We start from the raw sequence: 16,842 nt of genomic DNA on the forward strand, positions 1-16,842 counted from the left end.
CATCCGCTCACCGTCGACACCCCACCAATGATGCCCTGCGGCCAGGCGCTCGCTCAGGGCCGCGAACTGCCCGGACAGCACCATGTCCTCAAGGGCGGCACGCCGCAGCGCAGGCAGCAGCTGCGTCGCGACGGCCAGGTAAGCCTGCCAGGCCGCGCGTCTATGTGCCTGCACGCGTACTCACGCTGCCTTCAGCGCCGGCTCGGCGCCGGCGAGTACCCCGGTCCGGTGCAGCAGCGCCCGGGCTGCGGTGATCGCGTCCGGGGTGTGAGCGAACAGCCGGCTCTGTGCCCGCAGGCGTTCGAGTACGCCGATCGCGGACAGCGCGCGCTCGTGCTCGGGCCGTACACCGGACAGGTAGACGGTGATGCCGCGATGTTCGAGGCGTTCGATCGCGTCGCGTAGCACGCTGGCGCCGGTGCCGTCGACGGCTGACACCCGCGACATGCGCAGGATGACCACCCGCACGTCGGCGACTTCGGTCAGCTCCAGGAGGAACCTGTGGGCCGCGGCGAAGAACAGCGGGCCGTCGAACCGGTACGCGACGATGTGCTCGGTCAGCAGCGCCGCCTCCTCGGCATGGTGGTCGGCCACGTCGAGGGGCACCTGCTCCAGCGTCGCCGCGCGGGCGATCTTGCGCACCGCCAGGAAAGTGGCGAGGACCAGGCCGATGCCGACCGCCGCGATCAGGTCCAGGGCCAGGGTCGCGGCCGCGGTGAGCACCATCAGCACCGCGTCCGAACGGGTCGAGCGGGCCAGTGCGAGCAGCGAGCTCACCTCGACCATGCGGATCGCGGTGGCCAGCAGCACCCCGGCCAGCGCCGCGAGCGGGATGTGCGCGACCAGCGGCGCGGCCGCCAGCATGATCACGGCAAGGACCAGGGCGTGGGTGAGCGCGGCAAGGCGCGAGCCGGCACCGGTGCGGACGTTGACGGCGGTGCGGGCGATCGCGGCGGTCGCGGGCACGCCGCCGAACAGGGGCGTGACGAGGTTGGCCACGCCCTGGCCGAACAGTTCCCGGTCGGGGTCGTGGCGCTGGCCGACGGTCATGCCGTCGGCGACGGTGGCAGACAGCAGACTCTCCAGCGCGGCCAACGCCGCCACCGCGACCGCCGAGGTGAGCAGCGTCGGCACGGCAGCCGGGTCGAGGAAGTCCAGCGACGGGGCGGGCAGCGTAGCGGGCAGTGCGCCGATGCGGGCCACGTCCAGGTGCGCGATCACCGCCACGACGGTCACCGCTGCGACGGCCAGCAGCGAGAACGGCACGCCCGGCTTCCATCGGGCGCCTACCAGCATCACCGCGGCCACGCCGAGCGCCAGCGCCATGGCGGTCCACTGGGGATGGGCGGCGAAGTCGACGATCGCGTGCCACGCCACGACGGTGACCTTCTCCCCTTCCGGGACGGGTACGCCGAGGGCGGCGGGCACCTGCTGCAGGAAGATCACCGCGGCGATGCCCGCGGTGAAGCCCTCCACGACCGGTGCGGGCACGTAACGCACGTACCTGCCTGCGCGCGCCAGGGCGAGGGCCACGAGCAGCACACCGGCGATCAGGCCGACGGTGAGCACACCGCCGGATCCGAACCGGTGCACGATCGGCACGAGAACTACCGTCATCGCGCCGGTCGGTCCGGAGACCTGCAGGTTGGAGCCGCCCAGCAGCGCAGCGAGGGCTCCGGCGACGATCGCGGTGGACAGACCCGCCGCGGCGCCGAGCCCGGAGGACACGCCGAACCCCAGTGCCAGAGGCAGCGCGACGACCGCGACGGTCAGCCCCGCGAGCAGGTCACGGCGGGGTTGGCGGCGCATGGTCGTCCAGTCCGCACGCCCGGGCAGCAACGCCGACACCCGATCCCAGCCGCCGCGGCACACCGCCGCCACACCGCTCACTGCGCCACCGCCGCGGACTCGGCCACGCGCAGCTCGTCGAGCAGCTCGGCCTGCCCGGCGATCATCGCCGTCAGGAACCGGCGCGCGGCAGCCATCACCTCAGCCACATCGGGCCCGGACAGGGCGTACATCACGGCCGCGCCGTCACGGTAGGACACGACGATCCCCGCGCGGCGCAACACCGCCAGCTGCTGGGACAGGCTCGACGCTTCGATCTCCACATCGGCGAGCAGGTCCCGCACGGCCTTGGGCCCTTCGCCGAGCAGCTCCAGCACGCGGATGCGCACTGGATGACCCAGGGTCCGGAAGAACTCGGCCTTGCTCTCGTACATCGGCACACCCACGACCCGACAACCCCACTCGCAGCGATGACTGACTCAGCAATTGAACACCTTTTCAATTGCTACACAGATGCACAACGCAAGCCATGTGATGCGGATCACTGCGACTGGCGCCTGCCGGTGCTGGCCGGCCCCAATGCCACGATCTGCCGCCAGGACCACCGCGGCCGGCCTGCCGACCTTCATAGCCCATCCGAGCAGGCCGTGGCGGCGAGGCCCTGACGGCGGCGGCACCACGGGATTGACTACCCTGCGGCGGGAACGGCTAGCCTTCGCCGTGCTCCGTTGCATGGTGGCGCTGGGCGGGCAGGCCACGGGCAGGACAGGAGAGTCGGTGCGAATAGTCGATCAGGACGCGGCCGTGGCGGCACATCGGCAGCAGCTACGTTCCGGGGTGCTGATGAAAGGCTCGTGCTACCTGACCTGGACGGTGGCGGGGCGGTTCTGGGAGTCCACCAGCGGGACGGCCGGGAATGAGGCGGGTGCCCGGTGAGAGCGGTATTGATTGCGGCGGTGGTCGCCTTCCTGGTGACCCTGCTGGGCACGCCCCTGGCCATCAAGGGGTTCGCCCGGCTGAAGTACAGCCAGCCGATCCGGGTCGAGGGGCCACAGACCCATCTGGTCAAGCGGGGCACCCCCACCATGGGTGGAGTGGTGATCGTCGTGGCCACGCTGATCGCGTACGTCGCCGGACACCTGGCCCTGGGCAGCCTGCCGACAGCACAGATCGCCCAGGTCGCGCCGACCATGACGGGGCTGGTGCTGCTGGGGGTGTGCGTGTTCAGCGGCGCTGTCGGGTTCATCGACGACTGGCTGAAGGTTCGGGAGCGCAACAGCGCCGGTCTCAGCGAGCGGGGCAAGCTGATCGGCCAGTTGGTGGTCGGGGTGGCGTTCGGGATCGTGGCGCTCACCTTTGAGAGCACCAACGGGCAGACCGTCGCCAGCACCACCCTGTCGTTCGTGCGCGACATCGACTGGCTGGACCTGTCCAAGTACGGCGCGGTCGCGTTGTTCGTCCTGGTGGTGATGGGTACGACCAACGCGGTCAATCTCACCGACGGGCTGGACGGGCTCGTCAGCGGTGTGTCCATCATGGTGCTGTCCGCGTACGGACTGGTCGCGTTCTGGCAGTACCGGCACTGGTGCGCCGACATCGCGCCCGGTGGCTACAACGCCAGTGGCCTGCAGTACTGCTACGCGGTGCGGGACCCGCTGGAGGTGGCGATGCTGGCCGCCGCGGCGGCCGGGGCGCTGGTGGGGTTCCTGTGGTGGAACGCCTCCCCGGCGAAGATCTTCATGGGCGACACCGGCGCCTTCGCGCTCGGCGGCCTGGTCGCGGCGATGGCGGTGGCGACCCGTACCGTGCTGTTGCTGCCGATCATCGGCGGACTTTACGTGATCATCACGATGTCGCTGGTCATCCAGCGGATCTCGTTCAAGACCACCGGCAAACGGGTCTTCCTGAACTCCCCGCTGCACCACCACTTCGAACTCAAGGGGTGGAGTGAGATCAACGTGGTGATCCGGTTCTGGGTCATCGGGGGGATATTCGCCGCGATCGGGCTGGGCATCTTCTACGGCGCGTTCCTGACCGCGACGAGCTGATCGACCGCGGCAGACCACCGAGGCCGCCCCGGGCGGGCTCCCGCAGCGACCGCGCCATTCAACCCGGCAACGCAGCTGGCATCCGGCCGCGTTTGGCCTCGGCAGCAGATCGCGGCAGCGGACTCGCCCACGAGACCGCTGGCCGCGCGGCCGACGCTGCGCGCCGTCCGGGGCAGCACGGCGAAGGCCCAGGCGGGCAAGCCCGATCCCCCGGGCTTCGGGCACGACGCAACGATCGCCGCGCCGGCCGCGCGGCGGGACCGCGGAGCCGTTGAACTCACCGCCGGAAACCAGGCAGCTCAACGGACGGGGCTCATCGGTCTGCCTCGGAGTCGACGGCCTCGTCTTGGCCTTGATCGGCAGGCACGGCCGTATCCGTCCGCGAGCCCTCGATCAGGATCCGCACCAGCACGACGAGGCCGCCGAGTGCGCCGAGCCCGAGCACGGCGAGGTACCACAGGTACCACTTTCCGAACAGGAGATACATCGTTCTGCCCTTCAACACGGTCGGTCGACGGGTACGACCCGCTGCCCGCAAGCGGCGCGAGCCACCTGGCGCACGATCCCTGCCGTCCGGAGGCCGCCATCTCGGTCACATTGCTGCCGCAACACGGCGACACCTCGGCGCCCTGGCGCCAACAACACGCACGGTGACTGCTGCCGCACTCGCACGGCTCACTAATTGAGTACATCTTCAATTGCGTGATGTACTCATTGCGCACCTTATGTGACTAATATCACGAGCTTGGAGGTCTTTGCGGCATGTGTCGTTCGGCCAGGGATTCGTTGGACCTCGTGTGGACAGGCTGTGGACGCAGCTGCAGCGACCGCTGCTGGCCAAGATCGTCGCCGCATGCGACCGTGGTGTTCCCACCGTCGACCCGGTCGCCTGCGCCGACGATCTGAGCGAGCCGACCGACCGGGTCCTGGCCGCGTTGACAGCGCTGCAGGTCGCCGGGTTCCTCGAGATCCGGCCACACCACGACTTCCTGCTGATCACCCGGGTCTGCCCGATCGCCCGGCAGGTTCTGTGCGCCGAGCCCTGCGCGATCGATCCCGACAATGCGCCCGGCCCGGTCCTCAGGTCGCCGGGCGGCACGTAGCCGCCCACGCGCGTTGCCACACCTCGAACCTGCGGCCCGGTGCGACGCGCCGGCATGAACCCACCGCGCAAGGACGAACCATCATGCACAGACGTGCACTGCTGGCGGCCGGACTGCCGCTCGCGTTGCCCGGCCCCGGCTTCGCGCAGGCCGCGTCCCCCGTCCCACCCCGCACCGCCTCGCGAGCGTTGGCGCGCCTTTCCGACGGCAACCGCAGGTTCGCCGAAGGCAGGGCCCGCCACCCCCATCAGCAGCCCCGCCGCCAGCACCAGCTCGCCGCCGGGCAGCAGCCGTTCGTCATCACGCTGGGCTGCGCGGATTCACGCGTCGCCCCGGAGATCCTGTTCGACCAGGGCCTGGGCGACGTGTTCGACAACCGCGTCGCCGGCAACATCGCCGACGAGGTCGTCACCGCCGGCATCGAGTACGCGCTGGAACACTTCCACCCGCCGCTGGTCGTGGTCCTGGGCCACGAACGCTGCGGTGCGGTCACCGCCGCCGTCGAAGCAGTCACCGGCTCGGCCCCCGGTTCGGGGCACGGCGGCGTCCTCGTGCGGCACCTGCGCCCTGCCGTCGAGAAGGTCGTCGGCAGGCCAGGTGACCTGGTCGCCAACGCGGTCCGGGCCAACATCACCCTGCAAGTCCGCAGGCTCCACGCCAGCCCGCTCATCGCCAGCCGGGCACAGACCGGACAGTTGCACGTCGCCGGGGCCGTCTACGACCTGGACACCGGGAAGGTGCGCTTCATGTAGCGGACAAGCACGCCGCCAGGCGCACAGGTGTACCGACGCCCGGCCCCGGACGCGCATCGTCGCGGCGCTGGCACACTCCGCGAACATCCGATCACTAGTGACTTGCTAAAGTTGTTAAGTCCCAATCTACGCAGCAGCGGGGGTTGATGTGCCGATCTGGGGCGCGGCCCCGTACGACGCGATGTCACGACGACCCGCGCCGATCGGGCAGTTCGCCCATCAGGCCCGGGCACGCGTACACGACGGTGTGGCCGTGTTCACCGACGTCCTCGACCCGCAGCAGGCCGCGCAGTTGCGTACCACCGCCGCCCAGCTGACCGGATCGGGTCCTTTCCTGGTGCAGGGCCTGACCGCATGGACGGACGCCGGCTTGAGCGCGCTCGCCGGTGACGACAACGGGCGCGGCGGTTCCCTCATCGCGCCACCGGCTCGCCTGCTGGCCGCTTCGCCCGGTGCCGCGTTGGACATGTTCCCCTCGGTGCACAGCGCGGTCGCGGTGCTGCGACGCGCGCCCGGCCCGCTGCCGTTGCCGCCGGAAGGAGCCGACTCGCCGACCCGCTGGGCCCACCGCGTGTTCCCCACCGAACCGACCGCGATGTTCGACGGCATCGGCCCGATGCAGCTCAAGTCGAGCGTCGTCAGAAAGTCCTGAGCATCCGAAACACCCCCTCGCCACCTGCCGAACTCCGGGTTTATCCGGTGCCGGCATCTCACTGAACGACCTGCGGTGTAGCCGTCAGCACGGCGCTGCAACCCCGGTGACAGCCAGACGGTCGTTTACCCAGGCCGTGACCGTCGTCCCGGCCCGCGAGCGGCTGACCACACGGCTGCGGTCGGCCGCCGGCGCGGTGGTCGCCGACGGTGAGCGCACGATCGTACAGTCCGCACGAGATCAGGACGTGTCGTGGCCGGTGGTGGCGGCACCACGCACGCCGCCGTGGTGCTGCCCGACCAGCCGCACCAGTCGAGGTGTTGGGCATCGACGAGGTCCGCCGGGGTCGGGCGAAGTGGGAGTTCGACGAGGTCACACAGTCCTGGCAGACCGTCGACCACTGGCACGTGGGCTTCGTAGACCTGTTGTTAGGCAATATCTCGGCACCGCACCCCCAGCGTGCGGGCCACCGACGCGACCATCGGCCGCGAACTGGACTCAAGATACAGACGGACTGCGCGTTCGGCTGTACGACGTACTTCCACGGCAGGCAAACCAGCTTCGCCGCCGCCAGCTTTCTCCGCCGGGCACAGAAGGCTGGCCTGGTGGCACTTGGCCATGCCCCAGACAGTCCCGCCCACCGCGCCCATAGTCCCGATGGCGCTGGCCGCGATTCCGGCGACGGAGTGCAGGCGAGCGCTGGCGACGCTCCGGGCGACGAGTTGAGCTCCGGGCAGCCCGAGGGGCTTGTCCAGGACGCCGCGACGTCGCGCGAATGAGCACGGCGAGCCGCCGCCAGCGCCCGAGGAGATCGACGACGAGGAACAGGAGCAGGTCCTGCAGCAAGTCCTGTGGAGCGCGTCCTCCGGGACAGCTCCGCGGCGTACCCGGCCGCCTGACACGATGACGCAGAGGACACCCTCAGCCAGCCTATGGCGTCACCGCGCAGGAGTATCCGAGGGATTTTCGCCTCTCTCGTGGCCACGCAATGGCCACGCAAGGAGATCAAAAACCCCTGGCGAGGCGCCCGGAGACCGGGTAGATTGAACAAACTCGCAGTTCAGGCGCTTGCTGCTCGGTGGGGCGGGCGGGACTCGAACCCGCGACCGAGGGATTATGAGTCCCCTGCTCTAACCTGCTGAGCTACCGCCCCGCGCCGGATCATCCCGGCGCGCATAGCGTAGCGAATCTGAGCCGCCGCTCACACGCCTGATATCAGCGCGACACTCCTGGCCGGTCGGCCATGGCCCGCGGGCAGCGCCCCGATATCGGATCGCACCAGCGAGCCCGGTCCCCTACCGTCGCGACATGCCGATTCCCCTGACGCCGATCCCTGCCGACGACGACCTGCCGACCTGGCTCGACGCCCTGGGCACCCGCTTCGCCGCCTTCGAACTGCAGGGCTCCGGCTGCCTGTCGTACGGCATCGCCACGTCCCCCGGGCGGCGCTTCGTGAAGGTGTTCCGGGCCGAGCACGACCGGCTGCTGCACCGCGCACTGTCGGTGCACGCGGCGGTGGCGCACGAGTCGATCGTCGCGCCTCTGGCCGCGTACCGGCTGCGTTCCGGCGAGTCCGTGCTCGTGTACCCGTGGCGGGACGGCGGGGTGCTGTACCCGGCCGATCCGCGCGGGGCCGCGGTGCGCACGGACCCCGACGGCGCGTTGGCCCGCTTCCGGGCGCTGCCGACGGACCGGGTCGAGGCGGCCCTGGACGCGGTGCTCGACGCGCATGTCACGGTGACGGCGGCGGGCCTGGTCGCGGTGGACTTCTACGACGGCTGCCTGCTGTACGACTTCGCCGCGTCGCGGATGCACCTCGTCGACATGGACGAGTACCGGCCGGGACCGTTCACGCTGGAGGCGGACCGCCTGCCCGGCTCGACCCGGTTCATGGCCCCGGAGGAGTTCCGCCGCGGCGCGGTGATCGACGAGCGGACCACGGTGTTCAACCTGGGCCGGATGCTGCGCCTGCTGCTGGACGCGGGCGACGTCGAGGCCGCGTGGCGGGGCACGGACCGCCAGTCGGACGTGATCACCAGGGCGACCGCCCCGCGCCCCGAAGGCCGTCACGCGACCGTCGCCGAGCTGACCGAAGCCTGGCGGGCCGCGACAGCGTGAGCTGCGCAAAGACCGGTGGGCCCGACAGTCGTCGAGCCCACCGGAGGTGTTCGGGTACTACGGGCGCGGCACGCCGCCGTAGGGCGGCTTCTTCTTCACGATGAACTGCTCGGCGGGGTCACCGCACTCGGTCACGACGCCTGCGTTGTTCTCGTCGCCGCTGTACTCGGCGACCCACTGGTAGGCGCCGGGGACGCGGGGCCGGAACTCACCGGACGTGTAGTCGCCGTTGCCGGTGGTGACGTCCACGACGGAGGTGAAGACGGGGGTACGCGAGCAGGTCGCGTCGCCGGGTCCGTACAGGTTGAAGGTGATGGTGCCGGTCGGGTCGGCGCCGCCGGACAGGGTGGCGATGTCGGTGACCGGCTTGCCGAGGTAGGTGGTGCCCCGCGACACCCGGGTGGTGAGGACCGGCGTGACCTGGTCGCCGCGAACGATCACGGTCTCGTCCTCATCACCGCACTGGGTCGCGACCTCTTCGTTGTTGGCGTCACCGCTGTAGGTGGCGATCCACCGGTAGGTGCCGGCCGCGTCGGGGGTGAAGTCGCCCGATTCGTAGGTCGTGCCGTCGGGGGTCACCGTCACCGGGTCCGAGGTGAACACCGGGTCGGTGGCGCAGTCCTCGTCGTTCGGGCCGTACAGGGTGAAGACGATCGAGCCGGTCGCGCGCAGGCCGCCGGTCAGGGTCGCGGTGTCGCTGACGGCCGCGCCCAGGTCCACTTCGGGGGCGGTCACGTTGGTGGCCAGCGTCGGCACGGCGCGGACGGTGACCTGCTCCAGCTCGTCGTTGCAGGCCGTGCCGGCGAGCGCGTTGTTGGCGTCGCCGCTGTAGTCGGCGCGCCAGCGGTAGGTGCCGGGCACGGTCGGCGTGAACGGGTCGGACCGGTACGGGCCGTTGCCGGTGACCGTCCTGGTCGAGGTGGTGACCGGCGCCTCCTCGCAGACGTCGTCCCCGGGGCCGTACAGGCTGAACGTGAGCGTGCCGGTCGGCTGGTAGCCGCCGGTGAGCCGGGCCCGGTCGAAGATCGGTTCGCCCAGCGGGACGTCGTCGGAGGCGAGCGTCCGCACCCGCGGCGTGGCCTGCAGGACGTCCGTGTCCTCGCCCTCGTCGTTGCAACCCGACTCGATCGTCTCGGTGCCGGTGTTGAACCGGACGATCCATCGGTACGTCCCCGGTGCCGTCGGGACGAAGTCACCCGAGCGGAATTCACCGGATCCACTGGTCACGACGGTCGGGTTGAAGATGATGTCGCCCGTGCACTCCGCGTCGTCCGGCCCGTACAGCTCGAAGACGAGCGAACCGGCCACCCCTTCGGCGACCTCGCTCACCGTGGCCGTGTCGAAGATCGCGTTGCCGATGGTCACGTCCGGTGACGCGGCGGTCTCCAGGTCCTGCAGTGCCTTGTTCAGGCCGGGCATGCCGGCCGTGGCGGCCGAAGCCGCTCCGGTCACCAGGGCCAGGCTGAGCAGCGCCGTGTGCGCCGCCCTGCGGGCCGTCCGGTGGAGTCGGGTTGTCATACGCAATGCCTCCGCTGCGTGAGATGACGTCTGAGGTGCGAAAACACCGAGACGGAGCATATGACCGACAACAGCAGCAAATGAGGCAAAACCGTCATACATGTCTTTTATTCGCATTACGTGAGCGCGAAGAGCAGCAAAAAACCCCGGCCACAAGGCCGGGGTCTGTCTGCTTGGCTCCCCCACTTGGACTCGAACCAAGAACCTGCCGGTTAACAGCCGGCTGCTCTGCCAATTGAGCTACAGGGGAATGTGCTCCTAGCGACCCTGCGGATCTCTCCTCAGCGGCGCGCCTCGACAAGACTACAGGACGCTCCCCCGGGTATGGCAAACGGGTAACCCTGGCCGGTCTGGTGTCGCGGTGTGCCCGCAACAGGCAGGATGGGGCGTACTACGCGATCGAGGCTGAGGAGGCACGATGGGGAAGCTGGTGTGGTTCGCCGCGGGTGCGGCCGTCGGGTTCGTGTTCGGCACCCGGGCCGGACGGCAGACCTATGACGACCTGGTGGCCACCACGCGCAAGGTGATGGAGCACCCCACGGTGCAGGAGGCGGCGGGTCTGGTCCAGGCGCAGGCCGCGAAGCTCTACGACGAGGGCCTGCGCAAGCTGAACCAGCAGGTCTGAAGCCCCTTTCGCGCGGATCTATCCGGCGCGGCCGACCCCCGGCATCGGGCGGTCCGCCGCGCCGTCGAGTCCCACCGCGCTCAGCTCGTCGCGGGCGGCGTCGAGTTCCTCGGTGCCGTCGACCTCCAGGTGGTCGCAGCCGGCGTGCACCCCGCCGAGCACCGCGGCCAGCATCGACCGGGCGACCGCGGCGAGATCGGTGCCGTCGGCGTGGTGCCCCAGCCGCAGCTTCACCACGGACAGCCGGGCGCGGCGCAGCCGGGTGAGCGCCTGGGCCGGGCTCTCCGCGGCGTGGGCGAGCTGCTCGGCGCTCAGGCAGGCGCCGATCCGCGCCGGGTCGGCGCGCTCCAGCAGCCGCACGACATCCTGCGAGCCCGTGACCAGGGTGTTCGGGGCGGCCTCGACCGCGACCCGGACGAGCCGGCCGGTGTGCCAGGCGATCTCGGTCAGGCCGCCGCTGAGGTCGGCCATCAGCCGGGTCGCCACCTGCCACTCGCGTTCGCGCTGCTCCCGGCGGATCTCGTCGGCCGCGGTGTCGGTCTCGCCGTCGGCCTCGTCACCGGTGAGCGCGGCGACGGCCGAGCGCGGCAGCGTGGTGGAGATGGAGCCGTGGGCGCTGTCCTCGGGCAGCAGGTCGACCAGCACCCGGGCCAGGTCGAGGGTGTGCATCCACCAGGTGCGCCAGCTGCCGTCGGGCGGCGTGACGTCGGGGCCGGTGTCGAGGGTGACCACCTCCAGCCGCCGCACGGCCAGCTCGTGGCGCAGCCGCTGGCGCAGCCCGAGCGAGGAGGCGAGGGTGGCGGCGAGGATGGGCCCGAGCCGCAGACTCACGCTGAGCACGTCGGCGAACAGGCGCTGGCGCTGCGGCACGACGCGGGCGTCCAGCGTCTTCAAGAGCGCGCGCACGTCCTTGACGTTCTCGACGGACACGACGGTCGCCACGTGCACAGTCTGTCCGTCGGGGTGTCGTAGGCGCATCGGTCACCTCCGCCCGGCGGCGTGTTGCCGAGAACGTACCTGCCTGATCCACATCAGACAAATAGAACCTAACAAATGAGCGCATGAGCATGATCTCGCTCATGCGCTCATTCACGCTGTGACCTGGTCGCCGGCTGCCGCGGCCTTAATCGGCGTCATCCTCCGCTGCGCTCCGGAAGACACCGAGCGGCCGCTCTCGCGGGCGATCGGAAACAGGTTTAACGGCAGAGCACAGACGTAAGACGGCGGCTCGCCACGTACAGGCCGACAGCCAGCATGACCAGCAGGTATGCCACATTGCCGAGCATCGACCAGGAGAGCATGCCGGTGGTGATGCCCCGGATCAGTTCCACCGCGTGGTACAGCGGGGTGATCGCGATCAGGATCTCCACCGGCAGCGGGTAGTCCTGCACCGGCGAGAACGTGCCCGAGAACAGGAACAGCGCGAACTGCCCGGTGCTGATCAGGTCGAAGTCCTGCCAGCCGCGGATGAACGTGCTCACCGCCATGCCGACCGCGCCGAACGCCAGGCCCACCAGCCAGGTCGCGGGGAAGGCCAGCAGCGCCCAGCCGGGCGTGGTCAGGCCCAGCGCCACCATGACGACCAGGAAGGCTCCGGTGTACAGCGAACCGCGGATCATCGCCCAGGTCAGCTCGCCGGTCGCGATCTCCATCGGGCGCAGCGGGGTGGCCAGCATGGCGTCGTACGTCTTGACGTACTTGAACTTGAAGAAGAAGTTGAAGGTGGTCTCGGCCAGTGCGCCGGACATCGCCGAGACCGCCAGCATCGCCGGGGCGACGAAGTTGGCGTACGGCAGCACCTCGCCGTTTTTCAAGGTCAGGTCGCCGACGAGCGCGCCGACGCCGACGCCGATCGACAGCAGGTAGAGCACCGGCTCGAAGAAGCCCGAGGCCAGGACCAGCCAGTACGCGGGGCCGGAGCGCAGCGCCCCGACGTTGCGGTTGATGACCGCGCCCACTCGCGCGGGCGAGAGCCGGTTGCCGCGGGCGACCCGCGCGACGGCATACGTGGTGACCATGGTCCGTCCCCTCAGTCCGCGAGCCGGCGGCGGAACGCGCGCAGCGCCAGCAGATAACCCAGCCCGGCCCAGGCCAGCAGGTAGGCCACGTGCGCGGCGACCGGCCACGGCGGCGCGACGCCCAGCGTGGCCGCCCGGCACAGCTCCACCGCGTGCCACAGCGGCGACGCGTACGCCAGCGGCCGCAGCAGCTCAGGCAGCTGCGACACCGGGAAGAACACCCCGGCGAACAGCGTCGACGGGATCACCAGGAACCGGAACAGCAACGCGAAATAGCTGTCGTTCTCGATCGAGGCCGCGAACGCCGAGGTCGGCGCGGAGACCGCGACCCCGAGCAGCGCGCAGACCAGCGGCGTGAGCACCACCCAGGGCGAGTGGATCGCCCCGAACAGCGCGCTGACCCCGAGGAACACCACCGCGGCGATGACCACCCGGAACATGATGTAGAGCTGGTATCCGGCGATCATGTCCGCGATGCGCACCGGGGTGGCCCGCATCGCGTGGTAGCCGCGCACCCACTTGAAGTCGCCGAGCACGGGGAAGGTCGACTCCCCCACCGCCATCTGGAACGCGGTCGAGGCGAGCACGCCCGGCACGATCCAGTCGAGGTAGCTGACGCCGTCGACGCCGCTGATGTAGCCGCCCACCCCGATGCCGATGCTGAGCACGAACAGCACCGGCAGGATGAACGACGAGAAGACCGAGGCCTGCCAGAGCCGCCGGTACGCGACCAGCGCCCGGTTGAACACCGCGAACGTGCCGTCCATCAGTCGACCAGCGTCCGGCCGGTGAGGATCAGGAACACGTCCTCCAGGGTCGAGCGCCGCACCAGCACGCTGGACGGGGTGAACCCGCGCCGGTGCACCTCGTTCACGGCTGCGTCGCCGTCGGCGCTGTACAGCAGCAGCCGGTCCGGCAGCGGGTCGAGGCGCTCGCCGATGCCCGCGAGCTTCTCCACGTACGTCGCTGGGGCGTCGTCGCCGAAGCGCAGCTCGACGACCTCGCGGGTGGAGTACGTCTCGATGAGGTGGCGCGGCGAGCCCTCGGCGACGATCTTGCCCGCGTCCATCACCACGAGCCGGTCGCACAGCTGCTCGGCCTCGTCCATGTAGTGCGTGGTCAGCACCAGGGTGACGCCGCGCTGCTTGAGCCGGAACAGCCGCTCCCACAGCAGGTGGCGGGCCTGCGGGTCGAGGCCGGTGGTGGGCTCGTCGAGCAGCACCAGGTCCGGCTCGTTGATCATCGCGCGGGCGATGGACAGCCGGCGCTTCATGCCGCCCGACAGCGGGTCGACGGTGCTGCCCGACTTCTCCGTGAGCTGCACGAACTCCAGCAGCTCGGCGGCGCGGCGGCGACCCTCGGCGCGCGGGATGCCGAAGTAGCGCGCGTAGGTGGTCAGGTTCTCGAACACGGTGAGGTCGGGGTCGAGGTTGTCGGTCTGCGGGCACACGCCCAGCCGGGCGCGGATCGCGGGGCCCTCACGCACCGGGTCCATGCCGAGAATGCGCAGCTCACCGGCGGTCGGCGTGGACACGCAGCCGATCATGCGCATGGTGGAGGACTTGCCCGCGCCGTTGGGGCCGAGGAAGCCGAACGCCTCGCCGGGCGCGACCTCCAGGTCGATGCCGTCCACCGCGGTGAAGTCGCCGAACCGCTTGACCAGTCCGCGGGCATGGATCATCGGGGGTCGTTGGTCACTCACGCGGCGACCCTATCCCCGGCCCCCGACAAACTCGCGCCCTTTTTCCCGATTAATCGATCAACCTGCCCGCACCACGCCACCCCAGCGATAGGAAGGGCACCTTCTTATACGCGGAGCGATAAGAAGGTGCCCTTCCTTCGTGCGGGGTCAGAGGAGGTCGCCGCGGGTGGTGGCGATGAGTTGGTCGGTGGCGGCGACGGTGGCCGGGTCGTCGCCGTCGGTGCCGTGGTCGTAGCGGACGGTCCAGGACAGGCCGTTCACGCCGGGAACGCGGCGGGCGAAGATCCAGGCGCCGCCGCCGGGCAGCTCGTGGTGCTGCGGGTGCTGCACCGAACTGGTCACCCGCAGGCGCACCTGGTGCGGCAGGTGGTCGGGGTCGGTGAGCTTGAGGCGCACCGGGGTGCCGTCGGCGACCACCTCGTAGCCGGCGCGCTCCGCGACGACCTCGGCCGGGGTGACCACCAGCGCCTCGCCGTCCCAGACCGCCTTGTCGATGCGGTGCCAGCCGGTGCGCTGCTCGTCCCACCACAGGCCGAGGTTGGTGGCGACGACGGTGTCCTCGCCCATGGGAGCCCAGGCCAGCACCCGCTCGTCGGCGGACAGCTGCGGGCGGCGCTCCGCGGGCAGCGTACGCCGCCCGCCGAACAGTCGAAACTTCATCAGAGCCCTCCGGCGGCCTTCTCCTTGAGCGCCCGGGAGTGCTGCTCCAGGGCGACGAGTTCGGTGAACCGCGCCCGGTACTCGTCGGACTCGGTGACCGGGTTGATCCGCTGCAGCCGCGATTTCACCTCGCCGATGCGCTGGTTGAGCCCGGCGAGCTGGAGGCGGGCCAGCACGACGTGCAGGTAGCCGGAGTCCGGCTCGCCGTCGTAGCGCACCGGCTCCACGGCCAGCTCCATGACCAGCATCTGCGCGGCCAGGTCGGCGCAGGCGTCGCGCACGCTGTTGACCCAGCCCGCTCCGGCCACCCCGGCGCACGCGCCGCCGGCCGCGGCGATCGCCGCCCGGACGTCGCGGTACGGCGGGTGGGCGTAGAGGGTCTCGTCGACCGCGTCGAACACCGGCCCGGCCAGCACCGGCTGCTGGATCGCCAGCTTGAGCGCCTCGCGCTCGACCACCAGGCGCGGGCTGTCGGGGGTGGCCGCGGCCGGGCGGGGCGCGGGCACCGTCGCGCTGTCGGCGCTGCGGATCGCCGTACGCACCTGGTCGACGTCGACGCCGAGGTCCCCGGCGAGCTTCTGGGCATACCCGGTGAGCAGTGACCGGTCTTTGATCTTCGCGACCATGGGGGCCGTGGTGCGCAGCGCGGCCACCCGGCCCTCGACCGTGTCCAGGTCGAAGCGGGCGAGCGTGGAGCGCAGCGCGAACGCGATCAGCGGCTCGCGGCGGGCGACCAGGTCACGCACGGCCAGGTCGCCCCGGGCCAGGCGCAGCTCGCAGGGGTCCATGCCGTCCGGGCTGACCGCGATGAACGTCTGCCCGACGAAGCGCTGGTCGTCGCCGAACGCGCGCAGCGCCGCCTTCTGCCCCGCGGCGTCGCCGTCGAAGGTGAAGATGATCTCTCCTGCGTACGCGTCGGTGTCCAGCAGCAGCCGCCGCAGCACCCCGATGTGATCCGCGCCGAACGAGGTGCCGCACGTCGCCACGGCCGTGGTCACCCCGGCCAGGTGGCAGGCCATCACGTCGGTGTACCCCTCGACGATCACCGCCCGGCCCTGCTTGGCGATCTCGCGTTTGGCCTGGTCGATGCCGTAGAGCACGTGCGACTTCTTGTACAGCGGCGTCTCGGGGGTGTTCAGGTACTTCGGGCCGTCGTCGTCGTCGAACAGCTTGCGCGCCCCGAACCCGATCACGTCGCCGGAGACGTCCCGGATCGGCCACAGCAGGCGGCGGCGGAACCGGTCCACCAGGCTGCCCGAACGCGCGGGCCGGGCCAGGCCCGCGGTCTCCATCTCGGCGGCGGTGAAGCCGCGCCCGCGCAGGTGCTTGACCAGCAGGTCCCACTCCACCGGCGCGAAGCCGCAGCCGTATCGCTGGGCCGCGTCCCGGTCGAAGCCGCGCTCGGCGAGGAACTCCCGGGCCGCCCGCGCCCCCGGCGTGAGCAGCTGCTCGGCGTAGAACTCCTGGGCCGCGGCGTGCGCGGCGACCAGGCGCTGGCGCTGGCCGTGCTGCGGGCGCTCGACCGCCGGGCCGCCCTCGATCCGGCGCAGCTGGATGCCCGCCCGGTCGGCCAGCCGCTCGACGGACTCGATGAAGCTCAGGTGATCGATCTTCTGCACGAAGTTGATCACGTCGCCGCCCTCGCCGCAGCCGTGGCAGAACCACACGTTGCGGGCCTGGGACACGGTGAACGACGGGGTCTTCTCGTCGTGGAACGGGCAAAGCCCCTTGAGGTTGCCGCCGCCCGCGTTCTTCAGGGTGACCTGCTCACCGGCCACGTCCACGATCGAGCTGCGCTCGCGTACGAGCGCGATGTCCTCATCACGGATGCGACCCCCGGCCATGCGCTACATCCTGC

The 16,842-nt window shown here is 70.6% G+C and carries 17 protein-coding genes and 2 tRNA genes; 7 read left to right on the forward strand and 12 right to left on the reverse strand.

The features are described 5' to 3' along the window. Positions 1 to 180: 180 nt before the first annotated feature. A complete protein-coding gene (locus ACFQO7_RS06795; protein ID WP_376805767.1) occupies positions 181 to 1,809 on the reverse strand; it encodes a SulP family inorganic anion transporter in 1,629 nt (542 codons plus the stop codon). Positions 1,810 to 1,886: 77 nt separating this feature from the next. Continuing rightward, positions 1,887 to 2,234, reverse strand: coding sequence for an ArsR/SmtB family transcription factor (locus tag ACFQO7_RS06800; protein ID WP_376805616.1), 348 nt, complete (start codon positions 2,232 to 2,234; stop codon positions 1,887 to 1,889). A gap of 331 nt (positions 2,235 to 2,565) precedes the next feature. Between ACFQO7_RS06800 and ACFQO7_RS06805 the strand changes: the two genes are divergently transcribed. Further along, positions 2,566 to 2,724 carry a hypothetical protein gene (locus ACFQO7_RS06805; RefSeq protein ID WP_376805617.1) on the forward strand — a complete coding sequence of 53 codons (159 nt, stop codon included), beginning with the start codon at positions 2,566 to 2,568 and terminating at the stop codon, positions 2,722 to 2,724. Further along, positions 2,721 to 3,836, forward strand: a complete 1,116-nt coding sequence (mraY, locus tag ACFQO7_RS06810) for a phospho-N-acetylmuramoyl-pentapeptide-transferase (RefSeq protein ID WP_376805618.1) — start codon at positions 2,721 to 2,723, stop codon at positions 3,834 to 3,836. The genes ACFQO7_RS06805 and mraY overlap by 4 nt, the downstream gene beginning before the upstream one ends. A 313-nt stretch (positions 3,837 to 4,149) precedes the next feature. On the opposite strand, the gene ACFQO7_RS06815 is transcribed toward mraY, so the two are convergent. Continuing rightward, positions 4,150 to 4,323, reverse strand: coding sequence for a hypothetical protein (locus tag ACFQO7_RS06815; protein ID WP_376805619.1), 174 nt, complete (start codon positions 4,321 to 4,323; stop codon positions 4,150 to 4,152). A 310-nt stretch (positions 4,324 to 4,633) separates the two neighbouring features. On the opposite strand from ACFQO7_RS06815, the gene ACFQO7_RS06820 reads away from it, so the two are divergent. The 3 genes from ACFQO7_RS06820 to ACFQO7_RS06830 all read left to right on the forward strand — a co-directional run bounded on the left by ACFQO7_RS06820 (position 4,634) and on the right by ACFQO7_RS06830 (position 6,343). Further along, positions 4,634 to 4,939, forward strand: a complete 306-nt coding sequence (locus ACFQO7_RS06820) for a hypothetical protein (RefSeq protein ID WP_376805620.1) — start codon at positions 4,634 to 4,636, stop codon at positions 4,937 to 4,939. 83 nt (positions 4,940 to 5,022) lie between these two features. Then, the gene (locus tag ACFQO7_RS06825; RefSeq protein ID WP_376805621.1) at positions 5,023 to 5,691 is read left to right on the forward strand and encodes a carbonic anhydrase; all 669 of its coding nucleotides are present in this window, start codon (positions 5,023 to 5,025) and stop codon (positions 5,689 to 5,691) included. A 148-nt stretch (positions 5,692 to 5,839) separates the two neighbouring features. Further along, positions 5,840 to 6,343 (forward strand): hypothetical protein, encoded by a 504-nt coding sequence (locus ACFQO7_RS06830; RefSeq protein WP_376805622.1) that lies wholly within the window; start codon positions 5,840 to 5,842, stop codon positions 6,341 to 6,343. Between the two features lie 1,079 nt (positions 6,344 to 7,422). Here the strand turns inward: ACFQO7_RS06830 and ACFQO7_RS06835 are convergent. Next, positions 7,423 to 7,496, reverse strand: a tRNA-Ile gene (locus ACFQO7_RS06835). Positions 7,497 to 7,651: 155 nt separating this feature from the next. Here ACFQO7_RS06835 and ACFQO7_RS06840 point away from each other — a divergent pair. After that, a complete protein-coding gene (locus ACFQO7_RS06840) occupies positions 7,652 to 8,461 on the forward strand; it encodes a serine/threonine protein kinase (RefSeq protein ID WP_376805623.1) in 810 nt (269 codons plus the stop codon). Positions 8,462 to 8,518: 57 nt separating this feature from the next. Here ACFQO7_RS06840 and ACFQO7_RS06845 read toward each other — a convergent pair whose 3' ends face one another. Continuing rightward, positions 8,519 to 9,979, reverse strand: coding sequence for a hypothetical protein (locus ACFQO7_RS06845; protein WP_376805624.1), 1,461 nt, complete (start codon positions 9,977 to 9,979; stop codon positions 8,519 to 8,521). Positions 9,980 to 10,153: 174 nt separating this feature from the next. Further along, positions 10,154 to 10,229, reverse strand: a tRNA-Asn gene (locus tag ACFQO7_RS06850). 168 nt (positions 10,230 to 10,397) lie between these two features. Between ACFQO7_RS06850 and ACFQO7_RS06855 the strand changes: the two genes are divergently transcribed. Continuing rightward, the gene (locus ACFQO7_RS06855; protein ID WP_144119525.1) at positions 10,398 to 10,604 is read left to right on the forward strand and encodes a hypothetical protein; all 207 of its coding nucleotides are present in this window, start codon (positions 10,398 to 10,400) and stop codon (positions 10,602 to 10,604) included. Positions 10,605 to 10,622: 18 nt separating this feature from the next. Here the strand turns inward: ACFQO7_RS06855 and ACFQO7_RS06860 are convergent, their stop codons facing one another. The 6 genes from ACFQO7_RS06860 to dnaG all read right to left on the reverse strand — a co-directional run bounded on the left by ACFQO7_RS06860 (position 10,623) and on the right by dnaG (position 16,828). Continuing rightward, positions 10,623 to 11,546: a hypothetical protein gene (locus ACFQO7_RS06860; RefSeq protein WP_376805625.1), complete on the reverse strand. Its 924-nt coding sequence runs from the start codon at positions 11,544 to 11,546 to the stop codon at positions 10,623 to 10,625. Positions 11,547 to 11,800: 254 nt separating this feature from the next. Then, positions 11,801 to 12,622, reverse strand: a complete 822-nt coding sequence (locus ACFQO7_RS06865) for an ABC transporter permease (protein WP_376805626.1) — start codon at positions 12,620 to 12,622, stop codon at positions 11,801 to 11,803. 11 nt (positions 12,623 to 12,633) lie between these two features. Next, complete coding sequence (locus ACFQO7_RS06870) at positions 12,634 to 13,389, reverse strand: ABC transporter permease (RefSeq protein WP_376805627.1); 756 nt, start codon at positions 13,387 to 13,389, stop codon at positions 12,634 to 12,636. After that, positions 13,389 to 14,303 carry an ABC transporter ATP-binding protein gene (locus ACFQO7_RS06875; RefSeq protein WP_376805768.1) on the reverse strand — a complete coding sequence of 305 codons (915 nt, stop codon included), beginning with the start codon at positions 14,301 to 14,303 and terminating at the stop codon, positions 13,389 to 13,391. The genes ACFQO7_RS06870 and ACFQO7_RS06875 overlap by 1 nt, the downstream gene beginning before the upstream one ends. A 168-nt stretch (positions 14,304 to 14,471) precedes the next feature. Continuing rightward, the gene (locus ACFQO7_RS06880) at positions 14,472 to 14,984 is read right to left on the reverse strand and encodes a hypothetical protein (protein WP_376805628.1); all 513 of its coding nucleotides are present in this window, start codon (positions 14,982 to 14,984) and stop codon (positions 14,472 to 14,474) included. Next, a complete protein-coding gene (gene dnaG, locus ACFQO7_RS06885) occupies positions 14,984 to 16,828 on the reverse strand; it encodes a DNA primase (RefSeq protein ID WP_376805629.1) in 1,845 nt (614 codons plus the stop codon). The genes ACFQO7_RS06880 and dnaG overlap by 1 nt, the downstream gene beginning before the upstream one ends. Positions 16,829 to 16,842 lie beyond the last annotated feature (14 nt).

This window comes from Catellatospora aurea (assembly GCF_042663325.1).
GTDB lineage: Bacteria > Actinomycetota > Actinomycetes > Mycobacteriales > Micromonosporaceae > Catellatospora > Catellatospora aurea.

Excerpts from the sequence above, each read along its gene's own strand:
- ACFQO7_RS06795 (WP_376805767.1), bottom strand. The coding sequence starts at position 1,809 with ATGCGCCGCCAACCCCGCCGTGACCTGCTCGCGGGGCTGACCGTCGCG.
- ACFQO7_RS06815 (WP_376805619.1), bottom strand. The coding sequence starts at position 4,323 with ATGTATCTCCTGTTCGGAAAGTGGTACCTGTGGTACCTCGCCGTGCTC.
- ACFQO7_RS06825 (WP_376805621.1), top strand. The coding sequence starts at position 5,023 with ATGCACAGACGTGCACTGCTGGCGGCCGGACTGCCGCTCGCGTTGCCC.
- ACFQO7_RS06840 (WP_376805623.1), top strand. The coding sequence starts at position 7,652 with ATGCCGATTCCCCTGACGCCGATCCCTGCCGACGACGACCTGCCGACC.
- ACFQO7_RS06845 (WP_376805624.1), bottom strand. The coding sequence starts at position 9,979 with ATGACAACCCGACTCCACCGGACGGCCCGCAGGGCGGCGCACACGGCG.
- ACFQO7_RS06855 (WP_144119525.1), top strand. The coding sequence starts at position 10,398 with ATGGGGAAGCTGGTGTGGTTCGCCGCGGGTGCGGCCGTCGGGTTCGTG.
- ACFQO7_RS06865 (WP_376805626.1), bottom strand. The coding sequence starts at position 12,622 with ATGGTCACCACGTATGCCGTCGCGCGGGTCGCCCGCGGCAACCGGCTC.
- ACFQO7_RS06870 (WP_376805627.1), bottom strand. The coding sequence starts at position 13,389 with ATGGACGGCACGTTCGCGGTGTTCAACCGGGCGCTGGTCGCGTACCGG.
- ACFQO7_RS06875 (WP_376805768.1), bottom strand. The coding sequence starts at position 14,303 with ATGATCCATGCCCGCGGACTGGTCAAGCGGTTCGGCGACTTCACCGCG.
- ACFQO7_RS06880 (WP_376805628.1), bottom strand. The coding sequence starts at position 14,984 with ATGAAGTTTCGACTGTTCGGCGGGCGGCGTACGCTGCCCGCGGAGCGC.
- dnaG (WP_376805629.1), bottom strand. The coding sequence starts at position 16,828 with ATGGCCGGGGGTCGCATCCGTGATGAGGACATCGCGCTCGTACGCGAG.